At 68.9% G+C, this 22,940-nt stretch carries 22 protein-coding genes and 1 riboswitch; of the genes, 20 read left to right on the top strand and 2 right to left on the bottom strand.

Features of this window, described 5'->3' with window-relative positions; genetic code table 11:
• Positions 1-72: 72 nt before the first annotated feature.
• Genes ABIN76_RS12835 through ABIN76_RS12880 form a run of 10 tightly spaced genes read left to right on the top strand, consistent with a single transcriptional unit; the run spans position 73 to position 8,855 of the window.
• Positions 73-969: a flagellar motor switch protein FliM gene (locus ABIN76_RS12835; protein WP_346960078.1), complete on the top strand. Its 897-nt coding sequence runs from the start codon at positions 73-75 to the stop codon at positions 967-969.
• On the top strand, positions 966-1,694 hold the full coding sequence (gene fliN / locus ABIN76_RS12840; RefSeq protein WP_346960079.1) for a flagellar motor switch protein FliN: 729 nt from the start codon (positions 966-968) through the stop codon (positions 1,692-1,694). Before ABIN76_RS12835 ends, fliN begins: the two co-directional genes overlap by 4 nt.
• Positions 1,695-2,327, top strand: coding sequence for a flagellar biosynthetic protein FliO (gene fliO / locus ABIN76_RS12845; RefSeq protein ID WP_346960080.1), 633 nt, complete (start codon positions 1,695-1,697; stop codon positions 2,325-2,327).
• Positions 2,328-2,365: 38 nt separating this feature from the next.
• On the top strand, positions 2,366-3,214 hold the full coding sequence (fliP, locus tag ABIN76_RS12850; RefSeq protein ID WP_346960081.1) for a flagellar type III secretion system pore protein FliP: 849 nt from the start codon (positions 2,366-2,368) through the stop codon (positions 3,212-3,214).
• Entirely contained in the window at positions 3,211-3,486 is a 276-nt protein-coding gene (gene fliQ / locus ABIN76_RS12855; RefSeq protein WP_175321994.1) for a flagellar biosynthesis protein FliQ, read from the top strand. Before fliP ends, fliQ begins: the two co-directional genes overlap by 4 nt.
• Before the next feature lies 1 nt (position 3,487).
• On the top strand, positions 3,488-4,246 hold the full coding sequence (locus ABIN76_RS12860; RefSeq protein WP_346960082.1) for a flagellar biosynthetic protein FliR: 759 nt from the start codon (positions 3,488-3,490) through the stop codon (positions 4,244-4,246).
• Positions 4,246-5,328: an EscU/YscU/HrcU family type III secretion system export apparatus switch protein gene (locus ABIN76_RS12865; protein WP_346960083.1), complete on the top strand. Its 1,083-nt coding sequence runs from the start codon at positions 4,246-4,248 to the stop codon at positions 5,326-5,328. Before ABIN76_RS12860 ends, ABIN76_RS12865 begins: the two co-directional genes overlap by 1 nt.
• Positions 5,329-5,365: 37 nt before the next feature.
• Complete coding sequence (locus ABIN76_RS12870; protein WP_346960084.1) at positions 5,366-7,414, top strand: flagellar biosynthesis protein FlhA; 2,049 nt, start codon at positions 5,366-5,368, stop codon at positions 7,412-7,414.
• Complete coding sequence (locus ABIN76_RS12875) at positions 7,392-8,591, top strand: hypothetical protein (protein WP_346960085.1); 1,200 nt, start codon at positions 7,392-7,394, stop codon at positions 8,589-8,591. The genes ABIN76_RS12870 and ABIN76_RS12875 overlap by 23 nt, the downstream gene beginning before the upstream one ends.
• 9 nt (positions 8,592-8,600) lie before the next feature.
• Positions 8,601-8,855, top strand: a complete 255-nt coding sequence (locus ABIN76_RS12880) for a carbon storage regulator (RefSeq protein ID WP_346960086.1) — start codon at positions 8,601-8,603, stop codon at positions 8,853-8,855.
• A 6-nt stretch (positions 8,856-8,861) separates the two neighbouring features.
• Here ABIN76_RS12880 and ABIN76_RS12885 read toward each other — a convergent pair whose 3' ends face one another.
• The gene (locus tag ABIN76_RS12885; protein WP_346960087.1) at positions 8,862-9,377 is read right to left on the bottom strand and encodes a flagellar protein FlgN; all 516 of its coding nucleotides are present in this window, start codon (positions 9,375-9,377) and stop codon (positions 8,862-8,864) included.
• A 224-nt stretch (positions 9,378-9,601) separates the two neighbouring features.
• Here ABIN76_RS12885 and ABIN76_RS12890 point away from each other — a divergent pair, with 224 nt between their 5' ends.
• The 4 genes from ABIN76_RS12890 to ABIN76_RS12905 all read left to right on the top strand — a co-directional run bounded on the left by ABIN76_RS12890 (position 9,602) and on the right by ABIN76_RS12905 (position 12,034).
• Positions 9,602-10,420: a sigma-70 family RNA polymerase sigma factor gene (locus ABIN76_RS12890; protein ID WP_346960088.1), complete on the top strand. Its 819-nt coding sequence runs from the start codon at positions 9,602-9,604 to the stop codon at positions 10,418-10,420.
• Positions 10,421-10,555: 135 nt separating this feature from the next.
• Positions 10,556-11,038 (top strand): DNA starvation/stationary phase protection protein, encoded by a 483-nt coding sequence (locus tag ABIN76_RS12895; RefSeq protein WP_346960089.1) that lies wholly within the window; start codon positions 10,556-10,558, stop codon positions 11,036-11,038.
• Positions 11,039-11,148: 110 nt separating this feature from the next.
• Positions 11,149-11,550: a metalloregulator ArsR/SmtB family transcription factor gene (locus tag ABIN76_RS12900; RefSeq protein ID WP_346960090.1), complete on the top strand. Its 402-nt coding sequence runs from the start codon at positions 11,149-11,151 to the stop codon at positions 11,548-11,550.
• A 10-nt stretch (positions 11,551-11,560) separates the two neighbouring features.
• Entirely contained in the window at positions 11,561-12,034 is a 474-nt protein-coding gene (locus ABIN76_RS12905; RefSeq protein ID WP_346960091.1) for an SRPBCC family protein, read from the top strand.
• A 9-nt stretch (positions 12,035-12,043) separates the two neighbouring features.
• On the opposite strand, the gene ABIN76_RS12910 is transcribed toward ABIN76_RS12905, so the two are convergent.
• A complete protein-coding gene (locus tag ABIN76_RS12910; protein ID WP_346960092.1) occupies positions 12,044-13,630 on the bottom strand; it encodes an MFS transporter in 1,587 nt (528 codons plus the stop codon).
• A 68-nt stretch (positions 13,631-13,698) separates the two neighbouring features.
• On the opposite strand from ABIN76_RS12910, the gene ABIN76_RS12915 reads away from it, so the two are divergent.
• The 6 genes from ABIN76_RS12915 to ABIN76_RS12940 all read left to right on the top strand — a co-directional run.
• A complete protein-coding gene (locus ABIN76_RS12915; protein ID WP_346960093.1) occupies positions 13,699-14,238 on the top strand; it encodes a TetR/AcrR family transcriptional regulator in 540 nt (179 codons plus the stop codon).
• Positions 14,239-14,898: 660 nt separating this feature from the next.
• A riboswitch (glycine riboswitch) is annotated at positions 14,899-14,997 on the top strand.
• A 168-nt stretch (positions 14,998-15,165) separates the two neighbouring features.
• Positions 15,166-18,066, top strand: a complete 2,901-nt coding sequence (gene gcvP / locus ABIN76_RS12920; protein ID WP_346960094.1) for an aminomethyl-transferring glycine dehydrogenase — start codon at positions 15,166-15,168, stop codon at positions 18,064-18,066.
• A 12-nt stretch (positions 18,067-18,078) separates the two neighbouring features.
• A complete protein-coding gene (gene gcvT / locus ABIN76_RS12925; RefSeq protein WP_346960095.1) occupies positions 18,079-19,227 on the top strand; it encodes a glycine cleavage system aminomethyltransferase GcvT in 1,149 nt (382 codons plus the stop codon).
• A 497-nt stretch (positions 19,228-19,724) separates the two neighbouring features.
• A complete protein-coding gene (gene gcvH / locus ABIN76_RS12930; protein ID WP_346960096.1) occupies positions 19,725-20,108 on the top strand; it encodes a glycine cleavage system protein GcvH in 384 nt (127 codons plus the stop codon).
• Entirely contained in the window at positions 20,105-21,433 is a 1,329-nt protein-coding gene (gene glyA, locus ABIN76_RS12935; protein ID WP_346960097.1) for a serine hydroxymethyltransferase, read from the top strand. Before gcvH ends, glyA begins: the two co-directional genes overlap by 4 nt.
• 271 nt (positions 21,434-21,704) lie before the next feature.
• Positions 21,705-22,940, top strand: a 1,236-nt coding sequence (locus tag ABIN76_RS12940) for an L-serine ammonia-lyase (protein WP_346960098.1), incomplete at its 3' end; no start/stop codon positions are given.

The following is a 22,940-nucleotide window of genomic DNA, read 5'->3' on the forward strand; positions in this document are numbered from 1 at the left end:
GTCGGGCGGTCGTCAGGAACTGCCTGCCCCCGACTGCTTACGACGGCGGATCCGCTGCCGATAGTGGCAACCGTGAGTGTTCTGGATGAGCGGGAAGTGGTACGGGAGCGGACCGTCAGCGTCTATGACTTCCGGCGTCCCGCGACGCTGGCGCGTGAGCACAGCCGCGTCCTGGAACTCGCCTTCGAGACCTTCGCCCGCCAGTGGGGTACCCAGCTGACCGCCAAGGTCCGCGTGAAATCCGTGGTCCGGCTTGAAGACGTCCGGATGCAGAGCTACGACGAGTACGCCGCCTCGCTGCCGGCCGTGACCGCCATGGTCCTCTGCGCCATCGAATCAAACGATTCCAAGCTCGTAGTGCAGTTCCCGGCCCCCTCCGCCCTCGGCTGGATCAACCGGATGCTCGGCGCCTCGAACGACTCCGCCATGCCGGACCGGAAATTCACCCAGATCGAACAGGCCCTGGTCAAGGGACTGATGGACGAGGCCCTCGAGGACCTCGGCTACTCGCTCGGACCGCTGCTGAGCGAAACCATCCGGGTGGACACAGTCCAGTACAACTCCCAGTTCGCCCAGGCCGCAGCGCCGAGCGAACTGATGATTGTCGCCGCCTTCACGATCAACGTCGGCAACATCAGCGCCCCCGCCACCCTGGCCGTACCGGCCGGAATCCTGCTGGGCCGGCTGAAGAAGGTCAACCCCACGGACAACCGCGGCGACGCCGCCGCCCGCATCAGCTCGCAGCTGGAGCGGGTCCCGGTGGAGCTCTCGGTGCGGCTCTCGACGTCGTACGTCACTCCCAGCCAGGTGCTGGGCCTCGCGGTCGGGGACGTCCTGACCCTGCCGCACCTGGAAAACCGGCCGTTCGACCTCACCCTGGACGGCACGAGGCTGGCCACCGCCGCCCCGGCCCGCAACGGGTCCCGGGCCGCGGCCGTCATTGTCACAATCGAGGAGAACAACCAATGAGCATCACCCTGACCAAGCATGAATCGTCGGCGGAACGGCTCGTTGAGGAGCTGCCGAGCCCGGTAGCCCTGAAAGTCGTGGCGCTGGTCCCGTCCCGTGCCGCGGCTTCCTACGCCCGCCAGGCCGTCACGGCGACCTTCGTCGGCTCCGTGACCGCGGATCTTGCCCTGATGCTCAGCGACCGCACCTTCCTGGACGAAGCTGCCGGCGGCATGGCCGGCGGCCAGCTCGGCGTCGTCTCCGTCACCGATGTGCTGCGCCCGGCGATGGAGAGCGCCAGCTCCGTCTTCGGCGCCGGTGTGCTGTCCGACCTGCGCGAATCCGACGCGTCCGGGCTGCTCTCGGACCCGGACACCGCGGTCTTCGAACTCTCCGACGGCACCAGCCCCGCGGCCTGGTTCGCCGTCCGGCTGCGCGAACACGGCACCGGCCAGGACCGCTCCGGCGACGTCTTTGGCGGCGGCGACACGGTAGCCGGCCGGCTGGGCCGCATCAACAACATCGAAATGGCCCTGACCGTGGAGATCGGCCGCACCCGCATGTCCGTCCGCGACGTGCTCTCGCTCGAGCCGGGCAAAATCATCGAACTGGACCGCTCTGCGGGCGCCCCGGCGGACGTCCTGCTCAACGGCCGGCTGATCGCCCACGGCGAGGTTGTGGTCCTGGACCAGGACTACGCCGTACGGATCACCCGGATCCTCGACGTGGCCGAGGGGCTTAGCTGAATGGACTCGCTGATCCTCGGGCTGCGGGTAGCCGTAGCCCTGGGCGCGGTGCTGGGCCTGATCTGGTTGCTGCAGCGCCGTCTCGGCAAAGGCACGGGACGACGCCGGGCTGACGCCGCGTTGAGCGTCGTCAGCCGCCAAAGCGTCGGCCAGCGTGCCTCCGTGGTGGTGGTCGACGCCGGCGGGCAGCGCTTCCTGCTCGGCGTCACCGACCACGCCGTCAACGTCCTGCACACCGGCGACATCCCCGAAGAGCCCGCGGAAGCCCCGGTTCCGGAGCCCCGCCGTAGCGGCGCGGCCGGCGCCTTCGCCCAGATCCTCGCCGGAGCCGGTGTTCCCGCCGCGCCCATCGACGGCGCCGCCCACCTCGCGGGAGCCTCCGACGGCGCTGTGGCCTCCGACGGCGCTGTGGCCTCCGGCCAGGCTGTCACCGGAGCCGGCACCGAACCGGGCGCCCCGGAGCGGCCGCTGTCCCGCCGCAGCTCCATCCACCGCGACTCCCACACCCGGACCCCGCCGGGGCGCGGCACCATGGCCGCGTCCGCGGCGCACCCGCCGCTGCACGGGTCAATTCTGGCCGGTTCCACCTGGAAGCAGGCCGCTGCCGCTCTCAGGAGCGGACGCCGCAATTGATCCGCCCTGCCACCGCCCGCCGTGCCCCCGTCCCGTCATTGAGCAGCAGCCACGCGAACCCCGGCGCCAGCCGGGCCCTCAGGATCCTCACGGTCGGTCTTGCCGCCGTCCTGCTCGCCGTCCTGCTGCTCTGGCTCAACGCTTCCGCCGGCCACGCCACCGCCCCGGCTCCCGTCCCGCCGGTTCCGCCAACCCCGCCGGCCAGCCCGGACAACGGCAGCGTCAACATTGAGATCAACGGCATGGACGGGAAGCCCTCCACCGCGGTCCTGACCCTGATCGGGATCACGCTGCTGTCCGTGGCGCCCGCGCTGCTGCTGATGATGACATCGTTCACGAAGATCTTCGTGGTGCTGGCGATGACCCGCAACGCGCTCTCGCTGCCGTCCATCCCGCCCAACCAGGTGCTGGCCGGCCTGGCCCTGTTCCTCTCAATCTTCGTCATGTGGCCGGTCATCAACGAGATGAACACCATCGGGGTGCAGCCCTACCTCAACGGCACGCTCGACTTCAACGGCGCGCTTAGCGCCGGCTCGGGACCGCTGCAGCACTTTATGCTGGCGCACACCCGCGAGGAAGACATCGCGCTGATGACCCGTGCCGCCGGCATGGAGAACCCGGCCACCCCGGAAGCGGTGCCGCTGCAGACGCTCATCCCGGCGTTCATGATTTCGGAGCTCCGCGCGGCCTTCATCATCGGTTTCGTCATCTTCATCCCGTTCCTCGTGATCGACCTCGTTGTCTCCGCGGCCCTGATGTCGATGGGCATGATGATGCTACCGCCGGTCATGATCTCGCTGCCGTTCAAGATCCTGCTGTTCATCCTGGTGGACGGCTGGGGCCTGATCATTACCTCGCTGATCCAGAGCTACGCGGGCACCGGATGAACGCCAACGCCGTCCTGGACATCTGCCTCCAGGCCATGATCGTGGCCGCCAAGCTCTCGGCCCCGGTGCTGGTGACGGCGCTGGTGGTGGGCCTCGCGATTTCCCTGCTGCAGTCCATCACCCAGCTCCAGGAAGCCACCCTCTCCTTCGTGCCCAAACTGGCCGCCGTGGCGGTGGCCCTGCTGATCTGCGGGCACTGGATGATCTCCGAGATGGTCGCGTTCACCAACGACCTCTTCGCCAAGATCCCCTCCCTGCTCGGAGGCCTGTGAGGTGGGCATCCCGATCGACCAGACGTGGCTGGAGGTGCTCCTGCTGGCCACCGTCCGGATGACGGCATTCCTGGTCGTGGCGCCGCCGTTCGCGCACCAGGCCTTTCCCGGGCGGATCAAGGCGATGCTGGGCGTGGGCCTTGGCCTGGCCGTCACACAACGGCTGTCCGCCGGCTACACCGCCCGGGACACGGCCGGGTTCTTCACCGGCGTGGTCCTGGAACTGGTCACCGGCCTGGTCCTGGGTTTCCTGGTCATGCTGGTCTTCGCTGCGGTCCAGTCCGCCGGCAGCCTGATCGACCTCTTCAGCGGTTTCCAGATGGCCCAGGCCTTCGACCCGCAGATGATGGTCAACGGCGCCCAGTTCACCCGGCTGCTGCAGATGGCGGCGCTCGCCCTGCTGTTTTCCTCGGACGGCTACCAGCTCGTCATCGGGGGCCTGACCGGGAGCTTCACCGCGCTGCCGCTGGCCGGCGGCCTTGACCTGGCCCAGCCCGTCCAGGCCATGACCTCCGCCGTCACCGGCATGTTCCTCGCCGCCGTCCAGATCGCCGGCCCGCTGCTGGTGGTGCTGTTCCTGGCCGACGTCGGGCTCGGCCTGCTGACCCGGGTGGCCCCGGCACTGAACGCCTTCTCGCTGGGCTTCCCGCTCAAGATCATGCTGACCCTCGCGCTGGCAGGGTTCCTCTTCCTCGCACTGCCCAGGATCGTCTCCACACTGGCCGGGCAGGCCGCCAAGACTGTGCTGGGGGTGGGCTGATGTCGGATTCACAGGAAAAAACCGAACAAGCCACCGACAAACGCATGCGGGAGGTCCGCTCCAAGGGCCAGCTTTCCCGCTCGCAGGACCTCACGGCCTGGCTGGCGGTCGGCGCCGCCGCCGTGATGATCCCCGCCACCGTCGAACGCGGGGCCAATGCCGCCACCGACCAGGTCTTCAGCGTCCGGGGCGTGATGGCTGACCCGGACCCGGCGAAGGCCGTGAAGGCGCTCGAAGACGGCCTCGGTTCGCTGGCCGGAATCCTCAGTCCCATGCTGATCGTGGTGCTCGTCGTCGTCCTCGTCGGCTCGGCACTGCAGGGCGGGATCCACCTGAAGAAGTTCCGCGTGGACTTCGAGAACTTCAAACTGCTCAGCGGACTAAAGCGCAGCTTCGGCACCCAGGCGCTCTGGGGCGGGGTCAAGGCGCTGCTGAAGGCGAGCGTCGTCGGCCTGGTGCTCTATTCCGTGGTGCAGGGGCTCATCCCGGTGCTGCTCACCGCCGGCGGCCTCCCGGTCTCCGGCGTCGTGGCCGCGGCCGGCGGCGGCATTTCCTCCCTCGTCCAGTTCGCCGTCTTCGCCGGCATCGCCCTCGCGGCCGTGGACTTCTTCGTTGTGATGCGCCGGAACCGGAAGAAAACCCGGATGTCCAAAAAGGAAGTCCAGGACGAAAACAAGAGCAGCGAAGGCGATCCGCTGATCCGTTCCCAGCGCCGCGCCCGGCAGCTGGCCATGAGCCGGAACCGCATGATCGCGGCGATCGGCGACGCCGACGTCGTCCTCGTCAACCCCACGCACGTCGCCGTCGCGCTGAAGTACGAACCCGGAAAGTCCGCCCCGCGGGTGGTGGCCAAGGGCGCCGGCCACGTCGCGGCACGGATCCGGCAGGAAGCCGAGGACAAGAACGTGCCGATGGTCCAGGACATCCCGCTGGCCCGGGCGCTGCACGGCGCCTGCGAGCTGGGGCAGGAGATCCCGGTGGATTTCTACCACGCGGTGGCCGGCGTCCTGGCCTTCGTGATGTCGCTCAAGGCCCGCGGCGCCGGCGCCGGGCTGCACCGGATGGCGGGGGCCGCACTGTGAACACTTCCCGAACCAGCGTCTGTGAAAGGACCGCATCATGAACAACAGGCTCGCCCGGCTGGCGGTGCCGATCGGCATCGTGGGCATCGTGCTGCTGCTGGTGGTTCCCGTGCCCGCACCGCTGCTGGATTTCCTGATCGTCTGCAACATCCTGCTGGCGCTGCTGGTCCTGCTCACCAGCATGTTCGTCAAGAAGCCGCTGGACTTCTCCGTCTTTCCCTCGCTGCTGCTGGTGGCCACGCTGTTCCGGCTGGGCCTCAACGTCGCCTCCACCCGACTGGTGCTGGGCAACGGCTACGCCGGCCAGGTCATTGAGGCGTTCGGCAAGGTGACCGTGGGCGGTTCCATGATCATCGGCGCCGTCGTATTCCTGATCCTGGTGGTCATCCAGTTCGTCGTCGTTACCAAGGGCGCGGAACGTGTCGCCGAAGTGGGTGCCCGCTTCACCCTGGACGCCATGCCCGGCAAACAAATGGCGATCGACGCCGACCTGAACGGCGGCCTGATCACCGACACCCAGGCCCGGGAGCGGCGCGCCGAGGTCTCCGCCGAGGCCGACTTCTACGGCGCCATGGACGGCGCCTCGAAGTTCGTCAAGGGCGACGCGATCGCCGGCATCATCATTATCATCATCAACTTCATCGGCGGCATCGCCATCGGCATGCTGCAGCGGGGCATGGAAATCGGCGATGCCCTGAACACCTACGGCCTGCTGACCATGGGTGACGGGCTCGTCACCCAGATCCCGGCGCTGCTGATGGCCGTCTCCACCGGCATGATCGTCACCCGCTCCAACGCCGAGGCGGATATGGGCCGGACGGCGTCCACCCAGCTGCTGCAGTCGCCCAACGCCCTGATGATAGCCGGCGTCGCCGCCCTCGCCATGGCGCTGATCCCCGGCATGCCGCCCCTCCCGTTTGTCCTGGTCGGGGCCGGGCTGATCCTGGCCTCGCGCCGCACCGCGGCCAGCCAGCAGCAGGCCGAACAGGCCCGCGACGCCGAGGCCGCGGCCCTGAACTCCCCGGAGCTCGACCCGAACGAGAAGCTGCTCGAGGACATGCGCATCCACCCCGTGGAGATCCTGCTGGCACCGGACCTGGTGGACATGGTCTCCGGCGCCTCCGACGACCTGCTGGCCCGGGTCCGGTCGCTGCGGCACAAGATCGCCATGGAACTGGGCCTGGTCATCCCGCCGGTCCGCACCCGGGACAGCGTGGACCTGCCGCCGGCCACCTACGCAATCCGGATCGCCGGCGTGGAGGCCGGCCGCGGCACCGCGCCGGGCGGGCAGATGCTGGCCCTCGGCGACTCGCTGGATACGCTGCCGGGCGTGGCCATGATCGAACCGGTCTTCGGGCTCGCCGGGAAATGGATTCCGGCCGAAATGCGCCACAACGCCGAGATGACCGGCGCCACCGTGATCGACCGCGTCTCAGTGCTGGTCACGCACCTGTCTTCGATCGTCACCGGCAACGCCGCCCGGCTGCTGTCCCGCGAGGACGTCCGGGTGCTGACCGAAGGGGTCCGGAAACAGAGTCCCTCCGCCGTGGACGAGCTCACCCCCGCGTTGCTCTCGCTCGCCGAGCTGCAGCGCGTGCTCCAGGGCCTGCTTGACGAACAAGTCCCCATCAACGACCTGGCCCGCATCTATGAGGCCCTCACCCTCCGGGCGAGGGTGTCCACGGACCCGGAATCGCTCGTGGAAGCGGCACGCCAGTCCCTCGGCCCGGCCCTGACCGCCAAGTTCATGGACGGCCCGGTGCTCAACGTGATCATGATCGACCCGCTCCTGGAGCAGTCCATGCTGGAGGACATGCGCCCGGCCGAGGGCGGCAGCCAGATCGTGATGGGCCAGGACCGGCTCGACGCCGTGCTCCGCTCGGTGGGCAACGCGGTGGACTCCGCGGCCGCCGCGAACCGGCAGGCCGTCCTCGTCTGCGCCCCTGCACTGCGCCCGGCCATCCACCGGCTCATCGGGGGGCAGCCGGGGTCCGTCCCGGTGCTGTCCTACCGCGAAGTCACCTCCGCCAACGTCCGGATCGAAACCGTAGGAGTCGTGCGCCATGCCGAACCGCTATCGGCTTAAGGGAGCCTCGCTGGAGGAAATCCGCAGCAAGGCCGAATCCCAGTACGGCCCGTCGGCCCGGATCGTTTCCGCCGAACGCGTCATCAGCCCCGGGATTGCAGGGCTCTTCGCCGGGAACCGTTACGAGGCCGTCGTCGAGGTCCAGCCCAAGCACGACGTCGTCACCGGCGAGGTAGTGCCGGAGGCCGACATCCTCACCGAGGGCGAGATCGTGGAACCGCGCGCCGCTGCGCCCCGCGCTGCTGCACCGGCCGCCGCCACGGCGCACCCGGCACGCAACCTGCCAAAGAACGCGCCGCGAACACCGCAGGACGCCCAACGGCCGCAGCAAACCCCGGGCGGTTCCCGCGTTGCTGCCGCGCCCGGCCACGCGCTGCAGGGCGACGCGATCGCCGCCCTGCTGGCCGAGGCCGACGCCGCCGAACGGACGCTGCACCGGACCGGCGCCCCCGGCGCCCCCGGCCTCTCGACCGAATCGCCGGGCTTCGCCGAACTGCTGGACCAGCTAGGCTCCGGGCTGAGGACACCGGCGGCCGGCGGGGGACAGGCTGAACCGGACGCTCAGGTGCGTCCGGCCGGCAGCATGGGGGAGCGCCCCGCGCCGGACCGCAACCAGGCGGCGCCGCCGTCGTCCGTGCGGGCGGCCGTACCGACGCGCGAGCGGATCCCGGTCCCGCTGCGCGGGACCGGGGACCTGGTGGTGTTGGTCGGTCTTGGGGATGACGCGCTGGATACGGCCCTGGCCATGTCGATCGCTGCCGGGGGCGCGGACGTGCGCACCGCGGGGGAGCTGAGCGCCTACGGCCACCTGCACCTTGACGGACGCCAGAGCGCGACGGCGGCACGCGCCCACGCGGTGGAGACCGAACAGACGGTGCTGGCCGCTTTTGGCCTGGGCACGGGCCGCAACACCCTGGCCCGGCTGCAGGCGATCGCGGCTCTCTCCCCGGATCAGCTCTGGGTGGTGGTGGACGCCGGGCGCAAGCACGAAGACACCGCCCGCTGGGTGAGCCAGCTCAGGGCCCGGTTTGAGGTGGCCGCGGTCGCCGTCGTGGGGGCGGCGGACACCGCGACCCCCGAAAGCGTGGACGCCCTGGGCCTGCCGGTGGGCTGGATCGACGGCCAGGCGGCGACCCGGCCGGCCCCGTGGGCCGCAGCGTCCGGCCGCGAAGGGTAGATTGAGAGAATGCTGGTACTCACACGCAAACCGGGCGAACAGATCATGATCGGCGACGGCATCGTCATCACTGTTCTGGAAGGCCGCGGCGACGGCGTCCGGATCGGTATCGAGGCGCCCCGCGGCGTCTCCATCCAGCGGCGGGAAGTCATCGAGGCCATCGCCGCGGCGAATCTGGCGGCAGCGGAAGCTGGCGCCGACGCCGGTTCCGGCACCGAGGATGCGCTGCGCGGGCTGATGCCGCCGGCGCCCGCCAGCGACTGAATCCGCTTAGTGGGAGTTCGCGTCGTCGCCGAGGTACTGGGCCATCAGCGGCTGGGTGGCGCGGCGCGTAATGGCGAGGGCACGCTCAATGTTTCCCGCAACCGTCAACTGTTCGAGCACACCCGCCGGGTCGGTTGATGTTTCGGGCCGTTGCAGGCCCCGGAGCGTTGCCTCGTTGGTGCGGGCGGCCTCGCCGAGGCGGCCCATCAAGGCGCGCAGGCCGTCCAGGTGCTCCTGCAGGACGGTGGGCCAGGAGCCCGGCGGTGCGGCGGCAATCAGTTCAACCAGTGTTGCCTGCGCCGGCAGGCCCCATTCGGCCGCCACCGCCGCGGACTCGACATTCCGGGCCAGCGACTCAAACCGCAGACGGTCCAGCACGCCTTCCACCTCGGAGGCGGTAAAGGTCAGCCAGTGGGTGTTGCCGGCGGCCGCGTGCAGCCGCTGGGTTTCCAGCCGGAACAGGAGCAGCTCCAACTGCCGCCGTTCCTGCCACAGCGCCGCCGAAAGATCCCCTGCACCCATGGGCCCCATCCCCCTGCCATCCCGGCCAAATTACGGCTTTCCGCATTTTCCGCCAAGCTTTTCCCTGAGGGTACACGCAGATTCCGGATCAGGTGATAGGTTTCGTTCTGGGTGCTGCGCCCCGGCTTCGAACACCGCCTCCCATGGGGGGAGTGCGGGACTGTTTGCGGGTGCGGCTCTCAGGGTTTTAAAGCTCCTGATCCGTCTCATGGGGGGACACACTATTGAATCGCGTGGAACGCAACGAGATGGTCACCCAGCACCTTCCGCTGGTTGGCTATCTCGTCTCAGATTTGTGCTCGAAGGCGTCCCACCTCTCGCGCGATGACCTGGCGTCGGCTGGCGCCGTTGCCTTGATTACCTCGGCCGATTCCTTCGACCCGGCCCTTGGCGTACCCTTCGGAGCCTTCGCCCGCCGCCGCATTCTCGGCGCCTTCGCCGACGAGATGCGGGCCAGCGACTGGGCCACCCGCTCCGCACGCCGCCGGATCAAAGAGACCATGTCCGTCCAGGAAACCCTCGCGGCGGCCCTCGGGCGCACGCCCTCGGTGGACGAGATCGCGTCCGCGCTCGGCGTCCAGCAAAGCGTCGTGGAAGCGGCCCTCGCCGACGCGTCCCGCACCCTCACGCCGCTGGACGACGCCGTCGTCGACACGCTCGCTGCCGAGACCCTGACCCCTGAGCACTCCGTGCTTGCGGACGAACGGCTCCAGTACCTCCGCGCGGCCGTGAAGTCGCTGCCGGAACGGATGCGCTACGTGGTCGAGGAGATCTACTTCGGCGACCGGACCGTCAAGGACCTGGCAGCCGAGCTGGGCTCCACGCACGCGGCGGTGTCGCAGCAGCGCGCCGAGGCGATCCGCCTCATGCGCGACGGCCTGACCGCCCACTACGCGGACGACCCGGATCAGGGCTTCGAGCCGCAGTCCCGGATCACGCCGCGCCGCCGGAACGACTACCTGGCCCAGCTCTCCGAAGCCACGGCCGGCGGCATCACCCGGGCCATCTTCCCGCAGGGGCCGATGCTGAACCAGGCCGTCTGAGGCCGCCCGCACGGTTAGTAAGCTCACTTAGTAAGCTGATCGTGAAATTCCGCCGCGACCATCGCGTGCCGTCTGCTCCCTGGGGTAGCGTCTGAGGCATAACGCCGGACCAGCCGTTCCTACCAAGGAGGATGCATGAAAGCAACACCCACCCTGACGAGCAACCTGCAGGCCGTTCTTGTGGACCTGATCGAGCTCCATGTCCAGGGCAAGCAGGCCCACTGGAACATCGTGGGCACGAACTTCCGCGACCTTCACCTGCAGCTGGATGAGATCATCGAGGCTGCCCGCGGCTTTGCCGACGATCTGGCCGAGCGGATGCGCGCCCTCCATGCCCTGCCGGACGGCCGTAGCTCCACCGTTTCCAAGACCACCGCGCTCGCCGAATTCCCGACCGGCCTGATCAACACCAAGGATGCGATCGACAAGATCGTCGCCGCGCTCGAGGCCGCCGTCGGCACCATGCGCAAGGTGCACGACGAGGTGGACGAGGAAGACCCCACCACCGCCGACCTGCTGCACGCCTTTATCGCCAAGCTGGAGCAGTACGCCTGGATGGTGAACGCCGAAACCATGCGCGCCACCGCCAGCGTCACCACCCCGGACAGCAAGGAGTAGGCGCCTCCTTCCACGCGCCTTCCAAGCGTCCGGCGCCGGGTTCCCTCCCGGCGTCGGGCGCTTGTTTTTAACCCCTTGACAGCCGCTGCCACAGCGCAATACTTAAGTATGTGCTTAACAATGAAGGCGGTCCGGACGGGAAGCGGGAGGACAGCGAACGGGAGGACAGCGAACGCGAGCTCGACGGCGTCTTCCACGCCCTCGCGGATCCCACCCGCCGGGCCATCGTGGTCCGCCTATGCGAGGGGCCGGCGACCGTCTCCGAGCTGGCGGCACCGTTTCAGATCAGCCTGCCCGGGATTGTCCAGCACCTTCAGGTCCTGGAAGCCAGCGGCCTGATCCGCAGCGAGAAGATCGGCAGGGTGCGCAGCTGCAGCATTGTCCCTGCCGCGGTCCGGCGCGCCGAAGGCTGGCTGGGCCTGCGCCGGACACCGGAGGAGCGCCGCCTTGACCGGCTGGAGCAATTCCTGGATCCCAGCCTCCGTACTGAGCCATTCCGCCACGAGCCATGAGGAGTCCGTTATGAGTGTCCCCGTTACGCACGCAAGCTTCAGTTTGGAACGCCGCCTGAACGCGCCGCCGGCCCGCGTCTTCGCAGCGTTTGCCGACCACGCCAGCAAGAAAAAATGGTTCGGCGGCCCGCCGGAGTGGTACCAGGGCGAATCCAGCCTCGACTTCCGGGAGGGCGGCCGCGAGACCGACGTCGGCGGCCCGGTAGGGAGCTGGGTCTCGACCATGCATGCGATCTACCACGACATCGTCGAGAACGAACGGATCGTCTACAGCTACGAAATGCTTCTCGACGGACGGCGCATGTCCGTGTCGCTCAGCACTATCGAGCTGGAGCCCGACGGCGACGGCACCGTCCTGACCCTGACCGAGCAGGGCGCGTTCTTCACCGGGACGGCCGCGAGCGACGCCGAGCAGGTGGCTGGCCGCGAGGAAGGCACCGCCGGCCTGCTGGACGCGCTGAAGGCCGCCGTCGAGGCGGGCTGACGCCGGCGGCTAGTTCGCCGTCGGCACCTTGCGCAGGACGACGCCGGCCAGCACCGCGGCGCCGGCCAGCACCGCGGCGCCGGCCATCAGCACCAGCGCGATCGCGGCGGTGATGTGGACGCCGGAGTCGAATGCCGCGCGGGCGGCGGCCATCACGGCCTCTGCCAGCGGTCCCGGCAGGGCGTGGGCCAGCTCAGCGGCTCCGGCCAGGGTCTCGCCGGCCTGGGCGGCGGCTTCCGACGGCGCCGCCCCGGCAACGCCGTCGGGCAGCCGGAGGTTGCGCTGGTAGGAAGCGGTCAGGATGGAGCCGAGGATGGCGGTGCCCAGCAGCGAGCCGACCTCGTAGCCGGTTTCCGAAATGGCGGCCGCCGCGCCCGACTTCGCGGCCGGTGCCGCGCCCAGTATCAGGTCGTTGGAGATGGTCTCGGCTGCGCCGACGCCCAGGCAGAGCACCAGCAGGGCGGCCAGCAGCACTCCTGGCCCGGCACTGTGGTCGCCCAGGGCCACCAGGGCGTAACCGGCTGCGCTCAGCAGCAGCCCGCCGGCCACCACAAAGCCGGGCCGGATCCGGCGCACCAGCGGGACCACAAGCAGGCCGGCGACGACGGTGGCGACCAGTGCCGGGACCATCGCGACGCCGGACTCCGACGGGGACTGGCCCTCGAGCAGTTGCAGGTGCTGGGCGAGGAACAGGATGAAGCCGTTATAGGAAAACAGGGCCAGGACGTTGGCAGTGATGGCGGTGCTGAACACCGGGTTGCCGAAGAGGCTGAGGTCCAGCAGGGGAGTGGCCGTGTCCGAGGCGGCCAGCCGGCGCTGGCGGCGGACGAACGCGAAGCCCATCAGCAGCCCGGCGCCGAGGGCGGCAAGCGGTTCCGGTGCCACGCCGTCGGTGGCGAGGATCTTGATGCCGTAGACCGCCGGCACCATGGCCAGCAGGGACAGGACGATGCTGGGCACGTCCACCCGGCCCGGGTTGGGGTCCCGGGATTCCGGGATCAGCGCGGGGCCCAGGACCAGCAGCGGCGCGATGATCGGCACTGCGACCAGCAGGACCGCGCCCCACCAGAGGTGTTCGACGAGCCAGCCGCCGACGATCGGGCCGAGTGCGGCGCCGCCGGAGAAGCCCGCGGCCCAGATCGCCACCGCGAGCCGGCGCCGGTTGGGCTCCGGGAAGATATTGCGGATCAGGGACAGCGTGGATGGCATCAGCATGGCGCCGAAGAACCCCAAGCCGGCCCGGCCCGCGATCAGCCACTCCGCGCCGGGCGCAAAGGCCGTCGCCGCGGAGACGGCCGCGAAGCCGGCACTGCCAACGAACAGCAGCCGGCGGCGGCCGATCCGGTCGCCCAGGCTGCCCATCGCCACCAGGAGCCCGGCCAGGACCAGCGGATAGGCATCGACAATCCACAGCAGTTCCACCCCGGTGGTATCCAGGCTGCGGGCAATGGCGGGCAGGGCAAACGTCAGGGCCGTGTTGTCCACGGCCACGAGCAGCACCGGGAACATCAGCAGGGACAGCGCCACCCAGTCGCGCCAGGGTGCCCGTGGGGCCGGGGCGGGACGGACGGCTGCGGACATGGAAGTGGCGCTCATGGAGGTTAACTGTACCGTCTGGACGGTACAGTTAAGAAATGGCGGTCCGGACGGGCATGATGGGAGTCATGGCCAGAAAACCCGTCGCCCGTGAAGCCGTCCTAGATGCGTTCGAGTCACTGCTCATCACGGAGGGTGAGCGTGCCGCGACGCTGGACGCGGTGGCCCGGACGGCAGGCGTCTCCAAGGGCGGCCTGCTTTACCACTTCCCCACCAAGGATGCGATGATCTCGGTGCTGCTGGAGCGCCTGGACCGGCTCCTCGCAGAAGACCTTGAGGCTATGGCCGCGGCGCCGGAAGGGGCCGCGGCGTATTTCATCAAGTCCTCGGTGTGGGCCGATACCCCGCTGGACCGGGTGTTCGTGGCCGCCACCCGACTCGCCGAAGTGGCACACGCCGAGACCCTGCGGCGGATGGCCGGTGTCCAGGAGAGCTGGCTGGCGCTGCTCGCGGCCGACGTGGGCCCGGCTATGGCCAAGCCCGTGCTGTACATGGGCGACGGGCTGTACTTCAACGCCATGCTGGCCCGCGGGCCCGGCGGAGCAGCTCCGGACGTGGCCGGTGACGTGGAGAGTCTGCTGGCCGCCGTCGAGCGGCTGCGCGGCTAAAGGCTGCCCCACCCAGGGACGCTCCCGCAGGTGTGGCGGGTTTGTGGGTGACGCTCCCGCAGGTCCGGCGGGTCTGGACGCAACCCTCCCGCAGGTCACGCTGCAAAAGTGGGAACCCTCCCGCAGATCCGCCGGGTTTGGACTTGACGCTCCCGCAGGTCCGGCGGGTCTGGACTTGACGCTCCCGCAGGTCCGGCGGGTTTGTGCGTGACGCTCCCGCAGGTCCGGCTCGTCTGGACGTGATGCTCCCGCAAGTATGGCGGGTTTGTGCGTAACGCTCCCGCAGGTATGGCGGGTTTGTGCGTAACGCTCCCGCAGATGGGCGAGTCTGCACGTAACGCTCCCGCGGATCAGCAGGCTGCAAATTTCGGAACCCCCGCAGGTCAGGTGCGGGAGCGTTGGCGAAATTCGTACCGGATGTGCGGGAGCGTTGGCGAAATTCGTGCCGGATGTGCGGGAGCGTTGGGGAAATTGACGCCGGATGTGCGGGAGCGTTGGGGAAATTGACGCCGGATGTGCGGGAGCGTTGGGGAAATTTCCGCCGGATGTGCGGGAGCGTCCGTTAACGTTCGTGCCGGCACGGGGCGGAGTTTGCGGACGCGCGTCCGCCATAGGACAATGGAGTCTGTGACTACGGTCACGAGCAATTGAATAAGCCTTTGATCTGCGGCGGGAGAGTCCTGCAAGTAGGTACAAGCAGGCGCCGTAGGAGCAAACCCTCCCCAGGAATCTCTCAGGCCCATGTACCGCCGCGGCAAGGCAACTCTGGAAAGCAGCAGGCATGTCCTCCGACATGCCGTGCTCACCGACGGTGCAAGCGGAGCCTCGCAAAAGCGGCTGCGCGGAAACTCTCAGGTCCAATACAGAGCGGGGAGGAACCCGAATCAATGTGGCGTACCCTGCGCCGCCTTAGTTATGGAGTTCCTTGTGACTGTTACCTCAGCCTCCACGTCCTTCGTTGACCGGCACATCGGCGCCCGCCGCCAGGCCGACGTCGACGCCATGTTGAAGGCTGTCGGCTATGACACCGTCGACGCCCTCGTGGATACCGCCGTCCCGAAGGACATCCGGCAGGACTCCGACCTCGCGCTCGGGGCAGCCCTCAGCGAGGTTGAGGTCCTTGCCGCGCTGCGCAGGCTGGCGTCGAAGAACAAGACCGCCGTGCAGATGATCGGCCAGGGCTACTTCGACACCGTCACCCCGGCCGTGATCCGCCGCAACATCCTCGAGGCCCCCGCCTGGTACACCGCGTACACCCCGTACCAGCCGGAAATCTCGCAGGGCCGGCTCGAGGCCCTGCTGAACTTCCAGACCATGGTCCAGGACCTGGTCGGCCTGCCGATCGCCAACGCCTCGCTGCTGGACGAAGCCACCGCCGTCGCCGAGGCCGTGCTGATGATGCGCCGGGCCAACAAGAACAAGACTGCGCACGACGGCAAGACCGTCCTCGACGCCGACTGCCTCCCGCAGACCATCGCGATCGTCAAGGGCCGCGCCGAGGCCCTCGGCTTCGAGGTGGAGGTCGCCGATCTCTCCAAGGGCCTGCCCGAGGGCATCATCAACGGCGTGGTGCTGCAGCAGCCCGGCGCCTCCGGCCGCGTCTTCGACCACTCCGCCGTCATCGCCGACGCCAAAGAGCGCGGCGCGCTGGTCACGGTCGCCGCGGACCTGCTGTCCCTGACCCTGATCACCTCCCCGGGCGAGCAGGGCGCGGACATCGCCGTCGGCTCCGCGCAGCGCTTCGGCGTGCCGCTGTTCTTCGGCGGGCCGCACGCCGCGTACATGGCCGTCCAGAAGGGCCTCGAACGCTCCATGCCCGGCCGCCTGGTCGGCGTTTCCAAGGACAACGCCGGCGTCCCCGCCTACCGCCTGGCCCTGCAGACCCGCGAGCAGCACATCCGCCGCGAGAAGGCCACCTCCAACATCTGCACCGCGCAGGCGCTGCTGGCCATCGTGGCCTCCTTCTACGCCGTCTACCACGGCCCGGACGGGCTCAAGGCGATTGCCGAGACCACCCACGCCCACGCCCGGACCATCGCCGCCTCGCTCAAGGCCGCCGGCTTCGACGTGCTGCACAGCTCCTTCTTCGACACCGTGACCGTGTCCGTGCCCGGCAAGGCCACGGACATCATCGCCGCCGCGGAGGCCAAGGGCATCAACCTGCGCGCCATCGACGCCGACACCGTCGGCATCTCCGCCGATGAGGCCACCACGACGGCGATCGTCTCCGACGTCGTTGCCGCCTTCGGCGCCAGCGTCACTGACGCAGAATCCGACAGTGACGCCGGCTTCGGACTGGATGCCGCCGTCGAACGCACCTCCGACTACCTCCAGCACCCGGTCTTCAACACGCACCGCTCCGAAACCCAGCTGCTGCGCTACATCCGCCGCCTCTCGGACCGCGACCTCGCCCTGGACCGCACCATGATCCCGCTGGGCTCGTGCACCATGAAGCTGAACGCCACCGCCGAGATGGAAGCCATCTCCTGGCCGGAGTTCGCCTCCATCCACCCCTTCGCCCCCGAATCCCAGACCGCCGGCTGGCGCGAACTGATCGAGGACCTCGAAGCGCAGCTGACCGAGATCACCGGCTACGACCAGGTCTCCATCCAGCCCAACGCCGGCTCCCAGGGCGAGCTGGCCGGCCTGCTCGCCATCCGCGGCTACCACCTCTCCCGCGGCGACGACCAGCGCAACGTCTGCCTGATCCCGGCCTCCGCGCACGGCACCAACGCGGCTTCGGCCGTGCTGGCCGGCATGAAGGTCGTCGTCGTGGCCACCGCCTCCGACGGCACGATCGACCACGCCGACCTCACCGCCAAGATCGAGCAGCACCGCGATGCCCTGTCCTGCATCATGATCACCTACCCCTCCACGCACGGGGTGTACGACGCCGACGTCCGCGAGGTCTGCGACGCTGTCCACGCCGCCGGCGGCCAGGTCTACATCGACGGCGCCAACCTCAACGCCCTCGTCGGTCTGGCCCAGCCGGGCCAGTTCGGCGGCGACGTCTCGCACCTGAACCTGCACAAGACCTTCTGCATCCCGCACGGCGGCGGCGGACCCGGCGTCGGCCCGGTCGCGGCCAAGGCGCACCTGGCCCCGTTCATGCCGGGCAACGCGGCTGATCCGGCCAACGGCGCCGATGGCACCCCGATCTCCGCCTCCCGCTACGGCTCGGCCGGCGTGCTGCCGATCTCCTGGGCCTACGTGAAGCTGATGGGCGGAGCCGGCCTGACCGAGGCCACCAAGTCCGCCCTGCTCGCCGCGAACTACATCGCGGCCCGGCTTAACGACTACTTCCCGGTGCTCTACACCGGCGAAGGCGGCCTGGTGGCGCACGAGTGCATCCTGGACCTGCGCGAACTCACGGCCAAGACCGGTGTCACGGCCGAGGACGTGGCCAAGCGCCTGATCGACTACGGCTTCCACGCCCCCACCCTGGCGTTCCCGGTGGCCGGCACCCTGATGGTCGAACCCACCGAATCCGAGGACCTCGGCGAAATCGACCGGTTCATCACCGCCATGATCGCCATCCGCGCCGAGATCGACCAGGTGGCGCACGGCGACTTCAGCGTGGAGCACAGCCCGCTGCGCAACGCCCCGCACACCGCAGCGGCCGTGATCAGCACCACCTGGGAGCGTAGCTACCCGCGCGAACAGGCCGTCTTCCCGGTCCACACCCTCAAGCAGGACAAGTACTTCCCGCCGGTGGGCCGGATCGACGGCGCCGCGGGCGACCGCAACCTGATCTGCTCCTGCCCTCCGCTCGAAGCCTTCGAAGAAGACACCGCAGACCACTCCGCCACCTCCGCCTCCAACGACTAGGGACAGCCAACGATGACTGAGAACTACACGGCACTGTACGAAGAGCACAAGAAACTCGGCGCGTCCTTCACGGACTTCGGCGGCTGGCAGATGCCGCTCAAGTACAGCTCCGAACTCGCCGAACACCATGCCGTCCGCAAATCCGCGGGCCTGTTCGACCTCTCCCACATGGGCGAAGTCTGGGTCACCGGCCCGGACGCCGCCGCCTTCCTGGACTACGCCCTGGTGGGCAAGATCTCCGCCATGGCGGTCGGCAAAGCCAAGTACTCGCTGATCTGCAACGAGGACGGCGGCATCATCGACGACCTCATCACCTACCGCCGCGGCGACGACAAGTTCCTCGTCGTCCCCAACGCCGGCAACGCCAAGGTCGTCGCCGCGGCCCTGGCCGAGCGGGCTGGTTCTGCCCAAGAAGGCGGGTTCGACGTCACGGTCCAGGACGCCTCCGCCGAGACCTCGCTGGTCGCGGTCCAGGGCCCCAAGGCCGAGGCGATCCTGCTCCGTCTGGTCCCCGCCGCGCAGCACGAGCTCGTCACCGGGCTGAAGTACTATGCCGCCGTCGACGTCCCGTTTATGGTCGGCGGCGCCAGCCGGGACCTGCTGCTGGCCCGCACCGGCTACACCGGTGAGGACGGCTTTGAGATCTTCGTGTCCAACGACGACGCCGCCGCCCTGTGGCAGGCGCTCATCGCCATCGCCGAGGAGGGCGAGCTGACGCCCGCCGGCCTCGCCTCCCGGGACTCGCTCCGGCTCGAGGCCGGCATGCCGCTCTACGGCAACGAGCTCTCCCTCGAGGGCGATCCCTTCGCCGCCGGGCTGGGCCCCGTCGTCGCGCTGTCCAAGGAAGGTGACTTCGTCGGCAAGGCGGCCTTGGCCGCCAAAAAGGAAGCCGGCGCCGGCGCCACCACCGGCCGCAAGCTCGTCGGGCTCAAGGGCCTTGGCCGCCGCGCGGGCCGCGGCCACTACCCCGTCCTGAAGGATGGCAACACCGTCGGCGAAGTCACCTCCGGCCAGCCCAGCCCCACCCTGGGCTACCCGGTCGCCATGGCCTACGTCGACGTCGAGTTCACCGAACCCGGCACGGCCCTGGACATCGACCTGCGCGGCAAAGCGGAGCCGTTCGAAGTTGTCGCACTGCCTTTCTACAAGCGCCAAAAGTAGCCCGGCGGGTCTGTCCCGGAGCCGTGGCTGGTTCCGGGACCGGCCGTCTGGTCCCGAATCCGGGACCGGCGGGCCCCGGTTTTCACGCGTGCTGCTCCTTCGTCGCTTTGACGCACGCTTTCGAAAACCGCGGCCAGCCGGCCCCTCGGGGGCAGCCCACCTTCGGTTCCAATCACCTTGGGAGACGCCTTCGAAAGCCAAAGGTGCTGGAGCCCGCACCGCCTACCGCGGCCCGGCCCTCGTAGATCTCGACGGCCACTGTTTCTTTCCGGAGAACTGTTGGCCCCGAAACTGGACTGAATGGTAGCGGCGGGGGAGCGCCATCCGGAAGCGTGCGTCTAAGCGAGTGCCCCATCGTCAGGGTTCCCTGACCGAGCTTGCGAGGTTAGGGAGACGATGGGGTGTACGAGCGAGCACGCGGAGGATGGCGAACTCCGCCGCGTAACCCAGCCACAATTGATTTAGCCCACGACTTTTCAAACGTAAAGGAAAAACACATGGCAAAAGTTGCCCCTGAACTGCAGTACTCCGACGAGCACGAGTGGGTTGCCCGCGAGGCCGGGAACGTTGTGTCCATCGGCATCTCGGCCGTGGCCACGGATGCCCTGGGCGACATCGTCTACGTGGACCTGCCCGAGGTCGGCGCTGCGGTGACCGCGGGGGAGACCTGCGGCGAGGTCGAGTCGACCAAGTCCGTCTCGGACCTGTACGCCCCGGTGACGGGCGAGGTAACGGAGATCAACCCCGCCGTCGTCGACGATCCCGCGCTGATCAACAGCGATCCGTACGGCGCCGGCTGGCTCTTCAAGGTGGCCGCGGAATCCGACGGCCCGCTGCTCTCCGCGCAGGACTACGCGTCCAAGAACGGCGGCGAACTGTGAGCGGCGCAGCGACCGGCACCGAAACGGTGTTCGAGCAGGTCGTTTCCCCGAGCCTGGACGCTGAGCTGTCCGCGCTGGATCCGGAGATCGCCGCGAAGATCGACGCCGAGCTGGGCCGGCAGCGCGACGGCCTGGAAATGATCGCCTCGGAGAACCACACCGCCAAGGCCGTCATGCAGGCGCAGGGCTCGGTGCTGACCAACAAGTACGCCGAGGGCTACCCGGGCAAGCGCTATTACGGCGGCTGTGAGCACGTCGACGTCGTCGAGCAGCTCGCGATCGACCGGGTCAAGGCCTTGTTCGGCGCCGAGTACGCCAATGTCCAGCCGCACTCCGGCGCCCAGGCCAACGCTTCGGTCATGCACGCCCTGATCCGTCCGGGCGACACCATCATGGGCCTGAACCTGGCGCACGGCGGCCACCTGACCCACGGCATGAAGATCAACTTCTCCGGCCGGCTGTACAACGTGATCCCGTACCAGGTCCGGGAAGACGACCACCGGATCGACATGGCCGAGGTGGAGCGCCTCGCCCAGGAACACAAGCCGCAGCTCATCGTGGCCGGCTGGTCCGCGTACGCCCGCCAGCTTGATTTCGCGGAATTCCGCCGGATCGCCGACTCGGTGGGGGCCTACCTGATGGTGGACATGGCCCACTTCGCCGGGCTCGTGGCCGCCGGGCTGCACCCCTCGCCGGTGCCGCACGCGCACGTGACCACCTCCACGACGCACAAGACCCTCGCCGGTCCGCGCGGCGGCATCATCCTCTCGAACGACGCCGACATCGCCAAGAAGATCAACTCGGCCGTGTTCCCCGGCCAGCAGGGCGGGCCGCTGGAGCACGTCATCGCCGGCAAAGCCGTGGCGTTCAAGATTGCCGCCTCGCCCGAGTTCAAGGAACGCCAGGAACGCGTGCTGGCTGGCGCCCGGATCCTCGCCGAGCGCCTGGTCCAGCCGGACGTCACCGCCAAGGGAATCAACGTGATCTCCGGCGGCACCGACGTGCACCTGGTCCTGGTGGACCTGCGCAACTGCGAGCTGAACGGGCAGGAAGCCGAGGACCGCCTCGCGGAAATCGACATCACCGTCAACCGCAACGCCGTCCCGTTCGATCCGCGCCCGCCGATGGTCACCTCGGGGCTGCGGATCGGCACCCCGGCGCTTGCCACCCGAGGCTTCGGCGAAGCCGCCTTCACCGAAGTGGCGGATATCATCGCCGAGGCGCTGACCGCCGACGCCGGCGCGGACCTGTCCGGACTGCGCGCCCGGGTCGAGGCCCTCGCCGCCGCCCACCCGCTCTACCCGTCAGTCGCCAACCTGGGCTAACAGCGCTCTCGTGTCCACCCACGGGTGTGGCTGGCTCCGGGGCCGGCTCGCCGGTGATGGAGTCGGATGGTTCCAAGGGCTGCCCATGTCACCGCTTTGGCGACTTGCGTACGGCGGTCGGGTGGGGTCCGGAAGCGTGCGTCTAAGGGAGTGCGACGTCCGCTCAGCGGGCGGCGCCGACCGAGCACGCGGAGGAGCCCCGCCCAACCGCCACCCATCCCGACCCGAGACTTCGACCCACCCCGTGCAGTGTTTTAGTTAGGATTTAGTAATGGCTGTAGGCGTCTTTGATCTGTTCTCGATTGGGATCGGGCCTTCGAGTTCGCACACCGTGGGGCCGATGCGGGCTGCTGCGGTGTTTGCCGAGGAGCTCAAAGCCTCGGGGGACCTGGGACGGGTGGCGTCGCTGCGGGTTGACCTGTATGGCTCGCTCGCCGCCACCGGCCACGGCCACGGCACCATGACGGCCATCCTGCTCGGCCTTGAGGGCTACCATCCGGAGAAGATCCTGCCGGAGGAAGTCGAGGGCCGGCTGGCCGCGATCGCCCAGACCGGAACTCTCCAACTGGCCGGATCCGTCGCCTTGCCCTACGGGGTGAAGGACATGGTGCTCCGGCCGCTGACGATCCTGCCCCGGCACACCAACGGCATGACGTTCACGGTCTCCGACGCCGGCGGCGCCGTCCTGCACAGCGCCACGTTCTTCTCCGTCGGCGGCGGTTTCATCGTCCGCGAAGGCGAGGAGGACGCGGCCCTGAAGGAACTCGACGAGTCCAAGAAGGAACTTCCGCTGCCGTTCCGCACCGCCGCGGAACTGCTGGGCCGCTGCCAGTCCAAGGGCCTCTCGATCGGCGACATCATGCTGGTCAACGAGCGCGCCTCCCGCAGCGACGAGGAAATCCGCGAGGGGCTGCTGCACATCTACTCCGTCATGGCCGAATGCGTGGAAACCTCCCTCAAGCGCGAAGGGCTGCTTCCCGGCGGCCTCAAGGTCCGCCGTCGGGCCCCCGACTGGCACGAACGGCTGATGAAGGAAAACCACGGCCAGGACCCGGACTACCGGGACCCTAAATACTGGCAGGAGTGGGTGAACCTGATCGCGCTGGCGGTGAACGAGGAGAACGCCTCCGGTGGCCGGGTTGTCACCGCGCCCACCAACGGCGCCGCCGGGATCATCCCCGCGGTGCTCTACTACGCGCTGCACTTCGCCCCCGGCATGGACAAAGCGACACAGCAGGACCGCGACGACGTAGTGGTCAAGTTCCTGCTGACCGCCGGCGCCATCGGGGTGCTGTACAAGGAACAAGCCTCCATTTCCGGCGCCGAGGTCGGCTGCCAGGGCGAGGTGGGCTCGGCGTCGTCGATGGCGGCCGCCGGTCTGGCCGAGGTCATGGGCGGCACGCCCCAGCAGGTGGAGAACGCCGCGGAGATCGCGATGGAGCACAACCTCGGCCTGACCTGCGACCCGATCGGCGGGCTCGTGCAGATCCCCTGCATCGAGCGCAAC

It is taken from the genome of uncultured Arthrobacter sp. (assembly GCF_964021775.1).
In the GTDB taxonomy this organism is placed as follows: domain Bacteria; phylum Actinomycetota; class Actinomycetes; order Actinomycetales; family Micrococcaceae; genus Arthrobacter.

What these genes read in the sequence shown, in the direction of transcription:
- ABIN76_RS12870 (WP_346960084.1), top strand. Translation starts at nt 5,366, where the DNA reads ATGAACAACAGGCTCGCCCGGCTGGCGGTGCCGATCGGCATCGTGGGC.
- ABIN76_RS12875 (WP_346960085.1), top strand. Translation starts at nt 7,392, where the DNA reads ATGCCGAACCGCTATCGGCTTAAGGGAGCCTCGCTGGAGGAAATCCGC.
- ABIN76_RS12910 (WP_346960092.1), bottom strand. Translation starts at nt 13,630, where the DNA reads ATGAGCGCCACTTCCATGTCCGCAGCCGTCCGTCCCGCCCCGGCCCCA.
- fliQ (WP_175321994.1), top strand. Translation starts at nt 3,211, where the DNA reads ATGAACGCCAACGCCGTCCTGGACATCTGCCTCCAGGCCATGATCGTG.
- ABIN76_RS12880 (WP_346960086.1), top strand. Translation starts at nt 8,601, where the DNA reads ATGCTGGTACTCACACGCAAACCGGGCGAACAGATCATGATCGGCGAC.
- fliN (WP_346960079.1), top strand. Translation starts at nt 966, where the DNA reads ATGAGCATCACCCTGACCAAGCATGAATCGTCGGCGGAACGGCTCGTT.
- ABIN76_RS12865 (WP_346960083.1), top strand. Translation starts at nt 4,246, where the DNA reads ATGTCGGATTCACAGGAAAAAACCGAACAAGCCACCGACAAACGCATG.
- ABIN76_RS12895 (WP_346960089.1), top strand. Translation starts at nt 10,556, where the DNA reads ATGAAAGCAACACCCACCCTGACGAGCAACCTGCAGGCCGTTCTTGTG.
- ABIN76_RS12915 (WP_346960093.1), top strand. Translation starts at nt 13,699, where the DNA reads ATGGCCAGAAAACCCGTCGCCCGTGAAGCCGTCCTAGATGCGTTCGAG.
- ABIN76_RS12905 (WP_346960091.1), top strand. Translation starts at nt 11,561, where the DNA reads ATGAGTGTCCCCGTTACGCACGCAAGCTTCAGTTTGGAACGCCGCCTG.
- gcvT (WP_346960095.1), top strand. Translation starts at nt 18,079, where the DNA reads ATGACTGAGAACTACACGGCACTGTACGAAGAGCACAAGAAACTCGGC.
- gcvH (WP_346960096.1), top strand. Translation starts at nt 19,725, where the DNA reads ATGGCAAAAGTTGCCCCTGAACTGCAGTACTCCGACGAGCACGAGTGG.
- ABIN76_RS12885 (WP_346960087.1), bottom strand. Translation starts at nt 9,377, where the DNA reads ATGGGTGCAGGGGATCTTTCGGCGGCGCTGTGGCAGGAACGGCGGCAG.
- fliO (WP_346960080.1), top strand. Translation starts at nt 1,695, where the DNA reads ATGGACTCGCTGATCCTCGGGCTGCGGGTAGCCGTAGCCCTGGGCGCG.